This is a genomic window from Desulfitobacterium elongatum, from assembly GCF_055378975.1.
Genome location: NZ_AP038772.1, coordinates 2,150,744 through 2,164,518, shown reverse-complemented (window position 1 = coordinate 2,164,518; position 13,775 = coordinate 2,150,744). Strand labels below are relative to the sequence as shown.

Annotated in this window: 13 protein-coding genes; all 13 read right to left on the bottom strand. The window is 44.0% G+C overall.

Annotated elements, in window-relative coordinates; genetic code table 11:
- Nucleotides 1-56: 56 nt before the first annotated feature.
- Entirely contained in the window at nt 57-680 is a 624-nt protein-coding gene (locus ACZ42W_RS10260; protein WP_464170506.1) for an HAD family hydrolase, read from the bottom strand.
- An 88-nt stretch (nt 681-768) separates the two neighbouring features.
- On the bottom strand, nt 769-1,572 hold the full coding sequence (locus tag ACZ42W_RS10255; protein ID WP_464170504.1) for a methyltetrahydrofolate cobalamin methyltransferase: 804 nt from the start codon (nt 1,570-1,572) through the stop codon (nt 769-771).
- Nucleotides 1,573-1,663: 91 nt separating this feature from the next.
- On the bottom strand, nt 1,664-2,287 hold the full coding sequence (locus tag ACZ42W_RS10250; RefSeq protein WP_464170502.1) for a corrinoid protein: 624 nt from the start codon (nt 2,285-2,287) through the stop codon (nt 1,664-1,666).
- A gap of 66 nt (nt 2,288-2,353) precedes the next feature.
- A complete protein-coding gene (locus tag ACZ42W_RS10245; RefSeq protein WP_464170500.1) occupies nt 2,354-3,796 on the bottom strand; it encodes a trimethylamine methyltransferase family protein in 1,443 nt (480 codons plus the stop codon).
- Between the two features lie 52 nt (nt 3,797-3,848).
- Nucleotides 3,849-5,060, bottom strand: a complete 1,212-nt coding sequence (locus tag ACZ42W_RS10240; RefSeq protein WP_464170498.1) for a phosphotransferase enzyme family protein — start codon at nt 5,058-5,060, stop codon at nt 3,849-3,851.
- Nucleotides 5,061-5,281: 221 nt separating this feature from the next.
- On the bottom strand, nt 5,282-5,929 hold the full coding sequence (locus ACZ42W_RS10235) for a cobalamin B12-binding domain-containing protein (RefSeq protein ID WP_464170496.1): 648 nt from the start codon (nt 5,927-5,929) through the stop codon (nt 5,282-5,284).
- 33 nt (nt 5,930-5,962) lie between these two features.
- On the bottom strand, nt 5,963-7,237 hold the full coding sequence (locus ACZ42W_RS10230; RefSeq protein ID WP_464170494.1) for a PocR ligand-binding domain-containing protein: 1,275 nt from the start codon (nt 7,235-7,237) through the stop codon (nt 5,963-5,965).
- 151 nt (nt 7,238-7,388) lie between these two features.
- The gene (locus tag ACZ42W_RS10225; protein WP_464170492.1) at nt 7,389-8,861 is read right to left on the bottom strand and encodes an ethanolamine ammonia-lyase reactivating factor EutA; all 1,473 of its coding nucleotides are present in this window, start codon (nt 8,859-8,861) and stop codon (nt 7,389-7,391) included.
- Between the two features lie 22 nt (nt 8,862-8,883).
- On the bottom strand, nt 8,884-9,786 hold the full coding sequence (gene eutC / locus ACZ42W_RS10220) for an ethanolamine ammonia-lyase subunit EutC (protein ID WP_464170490.1): 903 nt from the start codon (nt 9,784-9,786) through the stop codon (nt 8,884-8,886).
- 17 nt (nt 9,787-9,803) lie between these two features.
- Nucleotides 9,804-11,168, bottom strand: a complete 1,365-nt coding sequence (locus ACZ42W_RS10215) for an ethanolamine ammonia-lyase subunit EutB (protein ID WP_464170488.1) — start codon at nt 11,166-11,168, stop codon at nt 9,804-9,806.
- A 30-nt stretch (nt 11,169-11,198) separates the two neighbouring features.
- The gene (locus tag ACZ42W_RS10210) at nt 11,199-11,882 is read right to left on the bottom strand and encodes a cupin domain-containing protein (RefSeq protein WP_464170486.1); all 684 of its coding nucleotides are present in this window, start codon (nt 11,880-11,882) and stop codon (nt 11,199-11,201) included.
- Between the two features lie 16 nt (nt 11,883-11,898).
- Nucleotides 11,899-12,450 carry a BMC domain-containing protein gene (locus ACZ42W_RS10205; RefSeq protein WP_464170484.1) on the bottom strand — a complete coding sequence of 184 codons (552 nt, stop codon included), beginning with the start codon at nt 12,448-12,450 and terminating at the stop codon, nt 11,899-11,901.
- Nucleotides 12,447-13,772, bottom strand: a complete 1,326-nt coding sequence (locus ACZ42W_RS10200; protein WP_464170482.1) for a 4Fe-4S dicluster domain-containing protein — start codon at nt 13,770-13,772, stop codon at nt 12,447-12,449. The genes ACZ42W_RS10205 and ACZ42W_RS10200 overlap by 4 nt, the downstream gene beginning before the upstream one ends.
- Between the last annotated feature and the right edge of the window lie 3 nt (nt 13,773-13,775).

The following is a 13,775-nucleotide window of genomic DNA, read 5'->3' as shown; positions in this document are numbered from 1 at the left end:
AAATCAATTCAAATCTATTCTCGCATCATTGAGCGATATCCTCGTGCTCTAAAAAATTAGGTAGAATGACATAGTATCTCCGCAAGTTCCTGCGGGGTATGGGCCACATAGTCAGGATCGCCCATAATTAACCGTTCCTCTGTGTGCCATCCCCATGTTACAGCAATAGGGTGGGCGCCTGCCTCACGGCCTTCAAGCATATCCCCCTTCGTATCCCCAATATAAAATGCTGGCATATCCGGATATAACGCTCGTATTCGTTCAATTTTTTTGACTTTACTTTTTTCTTGCTCTGCTCCTATCACATCTTCTATACATAAAAGCCTATGTTTATTAAGAACCGCTCGTGTCGCTGAAGAGAGATTAGAGGTAATAATGAAAATAGCGTGTTTTTGGGATATCTGCTCGAGCGCCTCTGGAATCCCCGCAAAAAGCGGTATATTTAATAGAAAAGGTTCCTGTCGCACTTTATAGTCCTCGAGTATTGCATCAATGGTGGGCTCCTCTACACCCCGTTCGACCATGCTCGCATAAACATTTCCTTCGAATAAGTCGATGACATCTTGAGCAGTCGCGACCTCTAAAAATCCATGGTCATGACAAGCTGCTGTGAAGTTCAGAGCAAAGACTTCCAACGAATCGACAATAACCCCATCATAATCAAACATCACAAGTCCCATATTCAATCTCTCCCTCATAAATATAAGAAAATTACCGAGGTTGGACCTGCCACACCTCGGTAACGTATAAATGGCAAATTTTAATCGTCTAACCTAAAAATTCGAATCTCTTATCTCGATAAGCTTTAAGGTATTTTGTACAATACTCATCCCGACCCGCTAAGGTTTCAGCAGTGATTAGGCTAGCCATCATTAGGGGATCCAGTGGATTAATGATTAGGCCGTCAAGACCCTTTGCAATTGCCATAACAGCAAACGCTTGATTCATGAATTTCCTTATGGGTAATCCAAAAGAGACATTGGACAATCCACACATGGTGTGAACTCCTGGGAAACGAGTCATAATCCCTTCAACGGCATTCAAAAATTCAACACCAAATTGACCATTTGTGGATACGGGTTGAACTAGAGGGTCAACATAGATGTTACCAATCGGCACATTGTTCTTTACCAAGCTGTTAATGAGCTTATCAGCATTAGCAAGACGATCGTCAGTTGTTTCGGGCATTCCAGCATCACTCATGCACAATGCGACAATCTTCAGATCTGTCCCTGCAACGACTGGAAGAAGTGCATCATAGCGAGCCTTCTCAAGGGAGATGGAATTGATCATCGCTACACCTTTATGAACTGCTAGAGCCTTTTCTATAGCTTTAGGATCAGGACTGTCTATACAGCAAGGTGCATCAACTGCTTCTTGAACAGTCTCCACCAACCACTGCAAATATTCCCCTTCCTTACCAACAAAAATGCCCGCATTGACATCGATGAAGTTAGCACCAGCTTCCTTTTGGTCCCTTGCAACCTTTTGAATATATTCCTTATCCTGAGCTTCAATTGCTGGAGCGATGACTTTCCTGCTCGCATTAATCAATTCACCAACGATTAGCATCAGAGCACTTCCTTCCATTCTCATTATCTTACTCATACAAAGAATAAGTTTAGCCGAACAGCTTTACTACCGAATAAGTCTTCACTTAGGGTCAGGCAAGGAGTTTTCGTGCTGTCTCTACAGCTTTTGGTCCGTCTTCACTCCATCCATCTGCACCAATTCTCTCTGCAAAACCTTGCGTAACTGGTGCCCCACCTACCATGGTCTTAATCGAGAGGCCTTCAGCTTTAATCTTCTTAATCGTCTCTTCCATACCTGGCATTGTCGTTGTTAATAATGCAGACATACAAATAATGTTAGCATTTTTCTCTTTAGCCGTTTGGATGAACTTATCTGTGTCAACATCGACACCGAGATCAAAGACCTCAAAGCCCGCCCCTTCCATCATCATGGAAACCAAGTTTTTCCCGATATCATGGAGATCTCCCTTAACTGTACCGATTACGATCGTCCCTTTTTTCTCCTCTCCACCCTCAGCAAGAAGTGGTTTTAAGACATCAAGTCCGGCTTTCATAGCTTTAGCGGCCATGAGCATTTCTGGAACAAAAAACTCTCCCTCACTAAATCGGCGACCGACTTCATCCATTGCACCAATTAGGCCTTCACTTAAGATTTTCGAAACATCTGTTCCTTTAGCTAATTCTTCTTGAACAAATTTAACGACTTGCTCATTATCAAAATCGATGACTGCATTATACACCTTATCTATACTCATATATGTACCCCCTTCATCTTCGTTTACTATACAATCTCCAAGCTTCAAAACGTTGGACGACTACTCCTAAACTTCCCAGACCGAATCTCCAGCAACGATCCCGGGGAAATGCGCCCGGATTTTTGCATCCAGTTCATCAGTGAAGCGAGCAGGGTTGGGTTTACTTAAAATGCGATTTGCTTCTTTCATCGCACGGGCATGAGTATCGGGACGGCCTTCATCCTCCCAGCGACGACGCATATCTCGATTAGCTACTTTTGTTAGCAAGCCTGTTTTACGCATATTCTTCATCGTGTGGGGCAGATCCATATAGCTTCCACCCGGACCGACTTTCGCGATAAGGTCAATGCAGAGGCTCTCTTCACTAAACATCATGCCACGCTCTATTTGTTTAAGCATCAATGCAATTTCGTTATCTATAACAGCTTTAGCAAAGTCAAAGGCCATCAAACTACCAAGTAATCCTCCCATATTAAAGAGATCTGCACCAGCTAGGAGTGCTGCCGTCGTATTCATACCAGTTTCATATCCTGATTGTGCGTCATTGGAATGAGAGTTCGTTAAGCCGATGTAGCCACCTGAGGGAACATTATAGAAACGTGCCATCTCTGTATGAGCCATTTGCAGTATCCCAGTTTCAATTGCACCTGGTGCATAAGCACCCGTACGCATATCCGCCACAGTAGATAACACCGCATAGATCATCGGGGCACCCGGTCGAATCATTTGGATAAGCGTTGCCAGTGCTAAAAATTCTGCATTTCCGACAACCAAGGTTCCCATAAGGCTCATCGGTGAGGTCATTCCAGCATTAGGTACGATTGTGCCATAAACAGGCAATCCTTGCTCAGTTAACCATATAACCGCTTCGGTGGACTCGACATCAAAGGTTAATGGAGAAACAACCGGGCAATAATGGTGGTTAATAAAGGGGCGCTCACTATAGGCTTCTTTTCCACCGGCAATTAGCTCTCCCAACTCGAGAACCATCTTTAGGTCCTGCATGTTTGGAGTATTACTGCGAACAGGTTTTTTGCAATTCTTCAAAGCCGGATAAAAGCGTGATAAGCTAAATTGTCCATTGGGAGCATCCTCAGCTAGGGTTGAGATTGAGAACACATCAAAGCCAGGCAACTCATTAATAAGATAAGCAATATTGGAAATATCTCTTGAAGTGGCTCTCCGTTCCTCTCCCGTTTTGGGATCAATAATATTCGGGGCAGAACTTCCTGTAACTACAATTGGACGGTTATCTGGCATCGTAAGGTCAAATTTTGGATCTTGAGCTGTGAAGGTATAGGTTGGGACAAATGATTGGCGCGCCTGTTCAACGATATTGCGTGGAAACTTTACGATGCCCGACTGGGTATCTACCAGGCAGCCATGCTGGCCAAATATCTCCCGTGCTTTATCATTACGCACTAATACACCCGTATTTTCTAATAACTCTAGTGAGGCTTCATGGATTCTTATCGTTTCGTCACTCGTGAAAAACTTAGTAAAGTCCATATGCTTTATCCCCTCTCCCACGATTTTGGTTGTCTCAACCCCAAAATAATAATTAAACTGACTTAGCCGACTTAGCCATTTCAGAAATCTCTGGTTTATGGGCCTCAATCCATTTCATCAGGCGAACATTGTGCTGTAAGTAGGCTAAATACTCGTAATCATTGAGATTGGTTCCATCATAATATGCCGTAACATCCCAGTTAATAAGATAAAGGTTGGCGGCAGCCATCATGATAGGCAAGTATTCAATTTCAATCGTATTGAGGGGTTCAAGTTCCCCGATTTCTACAAGTTTTCTTTGATAGGAATTTAAGAAGATCGAACATTTATCCAAGAGTAAAGTGCCATCCTCTTGATCACTCCACGAGCTACAACAATATGTCATTGCGAGACTGACATCAAAAAGGCGTAATTCAATTTTGGACCAGTCAAAATCAAAGATACCTACAGCTTTATTCTCTAAGAATTTTAAATTACCTGGATGAAAATCATTATGACAGGGATTGTAGGGCATTTGGGCAACTGCTTCCTCAGGAATCTGAGTCCGCTGAATCACTTCCAAAATTTCAGCAAGATTTTTAAGATAATAACGGTGGAATTTGGAGGTACATTCTAATTGAGCAAAACCTTGATATACATCAGGAAGGGTCGGCAAGAACTCCAGAATCTTAGGCTCTATCCGTTCTAGGCCCTTCGGATCGAAATTTCTAGAAGCATTATGGAACAGAGCCATCACTTCTGCAGCACTCGCATATTCCTCGTCATTCATTATTGGATTATCCCACGTGTACTTATCCTCTCCAGCTAAGTATTCATAGACCGCGAAGTAATTTACCGATTGACTTCCATTCGATCCTTCAGATTTTTTGACAAAGGTCCGTCCATCTCGAGCTGGAATCAAACGTGCAGCAATACTCAGTCCATTCACTACAGAAAAATCGATGAGAGAATGTTCAAATAGAATTTCTTTCTCGGTTATGCCCTTTTTGTACTTGCGAACGAAATACTCATTGCGTCTACCATCTCTCTCAGAATAAATACCAAAACTACGGTTAATATAGCCTCCAAATATTTCATAGACCTCTTTGATTGTCCCTAGATCATACTCTTCGAGGGCTTCAAGAATTTGATTCCGAACTAGCGAAGTCTCCATTGACTCAAAAACGTTATTTGTTAAACGTCTTACCTCCTCGACTTCCGTAAGCACAGAGAAGTTTTTTTCAGTACTAAATGCTTCAAATAGTTTCATCTTACTTGTATCCATACTGTTCCTCCCTTTCAAATAATAGAAGAAGTTGACTCAATTTTTTGAATTCTCCACTTCTTCCCCTTTGGTTAAATGATAACACGAATTATATCTGAATCTTCAAACTCATTCCTGCTCGTTTTAACTCAAATCGATCAATAATTATAAATAGTCTAACTTCTATTTACACTCATCCAATTATGAGTGAGTACATAATAAGTAATTACATTACAGACAACCTAGCGTTTGCGAGTCATTAGTTTCGGAAGATTTTGCCTCAGAAACGTTTGAACTTCAAAAGCATCTTCAAAGTAGTAGTCTGCACCGATTCTTTTTGCAAAGAGCTCATCAACTGGAGCTCCACCAACAATGATTTTCACTTTCTTTCTCAAACCGTCTGCTTCAAGTCGTTCGATGACAGCTTTCATGACAGGCATGGTCGTCGTTAAGAGAGCGGACATAAGAAGAAACTCTGGTTTTTCTTTTTGTACAATCTTGGAAAAGGTTTCTGGTGTAACATCCACGCCACAATCAATAACTTCTACTCCAGTGGTCATCACCATCATTTTTACAAGGTTTAGTCCAATGTCATGTAAATCACCGGCTACTGTACCCAAGACTACCTTACCCAGGGTCCGCTGGGGCTGAATTAGGTGTGGCTCAATCTCACTTAAGCCTGCATTCATAGCTCGAGAAGACATAAGGACTTCAGGAATCATCACCCGTTGTTCTATAAATTTTTCAGCCACCTGATTCATCCCAGTTATAAGACCTTTTTCTAGAATTATCTCTGCGGAATATCCTTGCCCTAGTAATGACTTGACAAGTTCTATAGTGAGCTCCGCTTCTCCAGTCGTGATCGAGTGATTAAGTGCTTCAAAAACCATAATAACCTCCTAGAGAATGGCTTCGGTTCCACATCAGAATAGGCTATTCTTATAAACCAAGGGTGTAACCCCGATATATTTACGAAATACCTTTGCAAAATAGCTTTGGTTGCTAATTCCTATCGCCTTTGATACTTGAGATACGCTCAGTTCTGGCTTCTTCATCAGTTCGACCGCTTGTTCAATTCTCACACGAGTAATATAGTCGTTAATGGTACAGCCGAGTTCTTCTCGAAAGAGTCGAGATAAATGCGAGGGGCTAATGTACAAATGACGGGCTACACCTTCAATGGTTAAGGGTTGGTTATAGTTTTCCAGGATAAAATCACGAGCCTTCTGTACTAGGCTAAGGTGCTTTTTGCTTGCTAGGGCCATAATTCCTTCTAAAAACGTTTCAACAATCCCATGAATTTTGATAAAGAACTCTTCGACTCTGTCCATGGCATTGATTTCCTCAGTGAAATCTTCAAGTATAAGCATGATACGTTCTGCGTCTGCTCCCCCTTCAACAGCGGCTCTTGAGGTCAAAGCGGCAAGTTCGAGGATTCTAACTTTAATCGTGGTCTTTTCCCCACCTGCTTGCTTATAAAGATCGGTCAACAAACTTTGTAGATTATGCTGTGCTCGAGTGCGGTCTCCCAGTCGTATATAGCGTAGAAAGCGACGCTCTTTTCGTAAATAAACAGCATAATCACTAAGTTCTGGAGTTCCCCTTGTTTTTCTTTCCTGAAGCTCCTGTCGAATTTTTTGTTGTTGAATTTGAGTCGCATCCATTTTCTCTAAAACATATAAATCTCTCTGGACATGGTGATTTACTACAACAAAAAGCATGTCAGCAGCGGCTTGCGATCGTTGTGCTGAGATGATATCCAATTGAGCAGCAAACTTGTGAATAATATCATAATCTAAGGTCAGAAGCTGTGATCTTCTTAATTCTTTAAAAAAGAAACGATCTGGTTCCCACATGAGGACTTGCCCACAAATAATACACCCCAGAGAAATACCCTGAAGAACAATAGGGACAGCCCAAATAACAAGTCCTGCATGACACCGAAAGAAATAGGGTTCTACCCATTTATTTGCCTCTAGACTAGCTCGTTTATACGATTCCACACACTTTTGTTCACCCTGGGGAAGACTTCGAATATAGCTGCAAAAGTCAGAACGTTCCCGTTTTCCTGGGATGGAAACCGTTTCCCCCTCATTATTGATTGCTTCAATCCGTAATCCGGTAGCTGTAGAAAAACTACTGAGAAGTTTCTCAAGATACTTTGGATCGATTAACCCTTCTTGAGGATACGTGCTCATTTCAAAGCCTCCCGCATGTCAATATTCCAGTAATAAGAATATTCTCTATCTTCTGAAGTAATCCTCTCTCATCTCCAGAATCTACCAAAATTCATCATAGTCCGACTAAATTAGGGCAGAAAACAATGAGCTGAGCCCATTTTTCCAGCCCTTACTTTTTGGTAGAGAAGACAAGGGTTTTAATGATGACTGGAACAACACGTCCACCCATCAAAGGTTTTCCTATATCAATATAGTCCGAGCTTCCTACAGAAAGTTGGTCGATACAAATCAACTCTAAGTGCTTAGGATACAAGGCAGATATTGACTGACCCAGAATTTTCCCGCAATCTTGCTCGATAATTAGGATAAGTGTGTTCGTATGATTGAGATATTCTTCCATTCCTAAAATAATTCCTTGAGCAAGGACTTGGATATCTCGGAAGGATAGGGTACGTGGCCCTTGAAGGGCTAGAGCGATAGGGTGGTTATCCCCCTCTGTCGCTAAAGTATTGATGGATTTGCCTATGATTCGAGAGATCTGCTCTGCAGTTTCTGGCATATCACCCGGATAACTCATAAACGGCAGAGCCACAAGTACATTGCGTAGAGGCAGAGTATGCTCTTCAACATGAATTGTACTTCCGCTTAGATTAACCGACTGTGTTCCTGTACCGATAACTGTTGCACGTACTGTCTCCAAAGGTTTAATAAGCTCAAAACCATCTTCGAGGAGAGCTTCGCGAAGTGCCCAACCCAACAGTGGGCCAAAATCCCCAAAACGACTAACTTCCTCTACAGTATAAGGAGGCTGATATGAATAGACATAATCTGCTACTCCTCCAGAAATCATTACCTTTCGTAGAGGATAGGATAAGGAAAGTGGCGGGGTCATAAGAAGGTGGCGTGTTAACTCAGATGGGACTTTGTCCTCAAGTAATTCGACTACACTCCTTGCCATCGTTTCTGCCACGTCTTTGAGAAGGGGTAAGCTGATCGACTCCCCGACCTGGATCGTCCGATTCAGGGTTCTCAGTATGACTTGAGCTGCTTCTGATATGTAGGTAACACGCCTCTTCCCCGGCTCAATTTCAATGAGATGCCCGCCTACATTCAGACAGGCAGTATCTAAAGCCTCCCCCTCCTGAAATACAGCATAATTCGATGTCCCCCCGCCAACATCGATATTCACGATGATCTGATGCCTTTCCGACGAATAAGCAGCCGCTCCTGATCCCTTTCCGGCATAAACTGATTCGAGATTCGGCCCTGCGGTCGCAACGACGAAATCCCCGGCAAAATTGGCTAAGGCTTCGAGGATTCCTTTGGCATTCTCCTTTTTTGCAGTTTCCCCTGTAATGATCACTGCTCCTGTGTCGATATCCCGAGGGGAAACTCCGGCCTTTTCATACTCTTCTTCAACAATCCGTGAGATTTCTACTGCATTCACTAAATGATGATCGAGCAACGGAGTGAAATAAATCTGACTTCGGTGAATCACTTCTTTACCTGTAATTTGCACACGTGGGACTAAAGTTGCAGATGCAGTATTCTCAAGGGTGAGCCGGCTGATGACCAATTGAGTGGTTGTCGTTCCGATATCAATCCCCACACTCGTCATGGTCTGAACTGTTGTGTCATTCATCACTACTCACCTCGTAAAGAATTTAAGAATTGCGAGTCAGGCTCACCCCACTGGCTTTGACCTTAAGTATCTGTTTTAAAAGATCCACGAGATGAGCTCCCGCTTCTGCAGGTGGAATACCCCCTCTATGAATATTTGATACCACGGTACGATCTGCTTCTACGGTTTTTTCATTAGGTCGATAAATCATGTAGGCACTGAGGCTTTCCGCCGTCCCCAAACCAGGGCGTTCCCCAATCAAGGAGATTATCACTTCTGCATTCACGAGCTTAGCAACCTCGTCTTGAACCCAAACCCTTCCATGCTTCACAAAGAAAGGGGTACCCACTTTGATTCCTGACGCTTTCAAGCCTTGAAGTAAAGCTGGCAAGATATCCGCTACATTCGCCTCAATAGCCGTAGAGCTTAGTCCATCAACTACGAGAATCTGGACTTGAACATCCTTTTGGCATTTTTGCAGCACAGTCTGGACCCCTTCTTCAGATAAGCGACGGCCAAGATCAGGTCGGGTAAGAAATAGTTCCTTAGTCTCCGCTGCACTCTGTACAGAAAATAAATCCATCCGTTTCAAAAAATCATCAGAAACATCCACAAAGACCGCGTCTTGGGCAACTGCATGATCGGCAAGAAGTTTTAACCAAGACGCAGTTTTGAGCCGTGACCCGGCCCTCCCAATCCCGATTCGTGCTGTTGTCGCTTTTTTCATGGCCTTAATGGCTTCGAGATTCACAGGATGATCGACCAAAATCTCATCTGCCGAAACGAGGCTTACCATTTTCTCCTCAGCAAGGGGAGAAAGCGTAGAATTCTTAATCGCTACTGACATGACATGGTCTTTTGCAGTCGGAGAGTTTAATCCCCTCTTGGTTAACTCTGCCAAGACATCCTGGACAATTTTTTCTAAGTCATTCGGTGCTACCGACACATTTCCTCACCTCACTTTTATTGATTAAAGATAGATGGGTCTCCTGCACGCTCAGTAAGGTGGCCGTTTTCCATGATTCCCATCTTCTCAAGCCATTTTTCAAATTCGGGAAGCGGACGTAACCCTAAGATCTCACGGGTGGCCGCATCATCGTGATAACTTGTGTCTTGGTAGCTAAGCATAATATCATCTCCGCCTGGTACACCCATGAAGTAATTGGCACCAGCCATGGCGCAAAGCAGGGTTCCGATCTCTTGATCATTCTGATCTGCTTTCATATGATTGGTGTAGCAGGGGGCAATACCCATCGGTAGTCCATGCAGCTTACCCATGAACAAATCTTCCAAATCCGCTCGAATAACTTCACGTCCCGAATAGATGGTCTCTGGACCGATAAATCCTGAGACATTGTTTAACATGAACGGTCGATATTTTCGTCCAAATCCGTAGGTCCGAGCTTCAAGTGTCATCATGTCGATTCCATGATGTGCATTGAGTGACACTTCTGAACCTTGACCCGTCTCAAAATACATAAGGTTTGGCCCGGTTGCCGTTCCTTTACGCTGGACCAATTCAAAGGCTTCATCGATCATCGCTTGGGAAATTCCAAAGGCCTCGTTCGCCTTCTGGGTTCCAGCAATGCTTTGGAACACGAGGTCAACTGGTGCTCCCTTCTCGATGGCTTTCATTTGAGTAGTGACATGGGCTAGTACGCAGTTTTGAGTCGGAATTTCCCATTTCACCATGAAGTTCTTCACCGTATCTAGCAAACGTGCTACCGTTTCTACATTATCTTCCACCGGGTTAATTCCGATCACCGCATCCCCGGATCCGTAGGAAAGTCCTTCTTTTAACGAAGCCAAAACCCCTTCGACATGGTCTGTGGGATGATTTGGCTGATTACGGAAAGCCAAAGTTCCTGGTCTTCCGATCGTCGTATTACAACGTGCTTCGTGACGCATCTTCTTCGAGCCATAAACCAAATCAATACTGGACATGAGCTTAGCTACTCCGGCGATCATTTCGCTCGTGAGTCCACGGCTAATGTGCGAAAGATTATCCGAAGATGTCTTATGATCTAGGATATATTCTCGAAGCTGGCCGACTGTCCAACCTTTGATATCCTGATAAATCCTTAAATTTAAACCATCATAAATAACTCGGGTTACTTCATCTTCTTCATAAGGTATCACTGGGTTATTATAGATCTCCTCAAGAGTGAGGTTGCTCAGAACAAGTTTGGCGGCAACCCGTTCTGAAGCGGATTGCGCTGCGATTCCCACCAGGATATCTCCGGACTTTTCTTCATTCGCCTTAGCCAAGACCTCTTTTAGGTCCTTAAAGGCAAAGATTTTATTGTAGACCTTAGCCTTTAAAATCATCAGATGTTCCCCCAATCTCTTCTACCTATATCAGTCACAAAAATCAGACCAGTTTGCAGGATATGTCACATAAAATACTTTACAAAATGTAGGGGAAGAAAAAACAACCTGACTCCCTTTTGGAATGTAGACGACATCCCCGGCCTTAGCCTGAAAGAGTTGCTCTCCTACCTTCAGCATGAAGTCACCCTCGATAATATAATCGGCTTCATCATAATTCAAAAACCAGGGGAGTTCTGAATGATCGAAAGTCATGAACCCGGCGCAAAGATTTCCCTCCCGGGCTGTCACAACATCTGTCAGGCCAACTTTCTGTCCTGGTGGAGCCTCTTCAAAGGGCTTAATAACTACTTGATCTCCCCTCACATGAAGTGCTCTAGGATTGCAGCAAGCAGGTTTTAGAGTTTGCTCTATAATACTTTGAACCTTTTTCTTAAGATCCTTATCCCCTCCATCTTGGATCCACCCTTCGGAAGCAGATAAAGAAGCCAGCGAAGGAGGAGTTGATTGTGCATTAAAGCATACAGTCTGATCCACCGTGACTACTCTACCCCCTGATGCAGATAGGACTTGATTTCCACGGGTTATTGTGAGCCCAAGTTCTTTGACCAAATCCTTGGCAGAGGGCGTCAAGACAGAATCTCTTTCCAATTCGATCCGACTTCCTTGTTTTGCGAGTTCTCGTAAGACTGCAGCAGATATAAAACGTCCCAAATATTACACCTCCCAACTACATGAGTAAACTTTCAATGACTTGATTATGTGGACGAGGAATGACAACTTTACGTACAAGCAATCCCTTTTCTGCAGCGACCTTGCTTCCCTCTTCCACGGCAGACTTCACGGAAGCCACTTCACCTGTGACTAAGGAATAACTTTTTCCCCCAATCCCAAAGGCTAAGTGTATCCTAAGGGGTTCAACCTCTCCAGCTTTTACAGCGCGGTCAGCCGCTTCGATCGAAGAAGCAACACTGTAGGTTTCGATTATCCCTATGGCCTTGACAGCTTTCACCTCATTAACACCGCTCACTGCAGGAAGAATCGATGGATGAACATTGGGAATCAGGAACGAATCGATAACGTTTTCCGGACAAAGCTCGATTCCAGCATTCACCGATTGTTGAACTGAAGAAACATCTCCACCAATGAGTACGATATACTTACCCGGACAGGTCGTTTTTGCAACGAGAATGGCTACATCTGCCGTCTTAGCCATGATATCGGCTCCTTCAATTCCTTGGGCAATGCTAGAGAACTCTACCAATCCTATGGCATGAATCATGATACGATACCACCTTTGACTATCCGGATAAATCCTGAGCTTACTTCGGTAACCACTCCTGAAATACTCGCGTGTACCCTTGCTCCAAGTGTATTTTCTGGAATTTCCCCTAGGAGCTGCCCCTTACTCACGTAATCACCGGGCTGAACCAACGGAAGGGAGGGTGCACCAATGTGTTGTTGAAGTTTTATCAGGACCTCCTCTGGTTCAAGGTCTAGTAAAGTAAGTGGTGCTTCCCGATAATAAGGTTTTAAGCGGAGTCGCTGAATCAAGCGGTTGGTTGGCACAAGTCGGAATTCTGCCATCGGGTCTTCCTTGCGAATCTCCCCAGCATACTTTACTCCTTTAGCCCGGAATCCTTGTTTTAAGGCAATATTAACCTGCCGTGGCGAAATCCCAACTGGACATGCATAAACCTCACATACCCCGCACTCCGAACAGATCAATGCACTGGTCAAAAGCTGCGGATCCCCAATCGTATTGTAATTTACAGAACGTATCAACATGTGAGGGGAAATGGCATGCCCAAGGATATGACGTGGGCAAAGGTCTGTACACATTTGACACTGTTCGCAAACCGTTTTAGCAATCCTTAATATCGAGGATAGGCTTTGTCGTTTAGACTGAACTAGGGGATGATCTTCTGGCAGAACGATAAGTCCACCTGTTGTTTTCGTGACCGGGCTTGCTAGATCAGCGACCAAATTACCCATGACGGGGCCGCCTTCGATTACAGCGACATCTGAAGAGTTTATCCCTCCTGCCCAATTCAAGACCTCCTGAAATCGTGTGCCAATGGGAACCCTGAGCGTGCTTGGCTGGTGAACGAGTCCTGTAACCGTCAACGTACGGTGGGTTACGGGTTCATCTGTCATCGCTTTGGCAATATTCATTATGCTTTGGATATTATGGACGACGACACCAATCTGCAACGGAAGCCCACCGGGTGGAACACGACGCCCTGTAGCGAACCAAATCGTTATGACTTCATCCCCAGCTGGATAAACATCACGCAAAATGGAGATCTTCATTTTGTCCAGCAGAAGGGGCTCTAAGCGCTGAATTGTCTGCGCGTACTTGGCTTTCAAGGCGATGATTCCTTCACTTGCCCCCGTAGCTTCCATCGCATAACTTAACCCTCGAATTAACTCTTCTGGATACTGTGCAGCGAGTTGTTGATCTGTCTTAAGTAGAGGTTCACACTCCGCTCCATTAACGATCACAATCTCCGCCCGGGCATTAAGTTTGACATGAGCAGGAAAGCCTGCTCCTCCCGCTCCAACTACCCCTGCATCTCGAACTTTCATCGCAATTTGATTCATGTT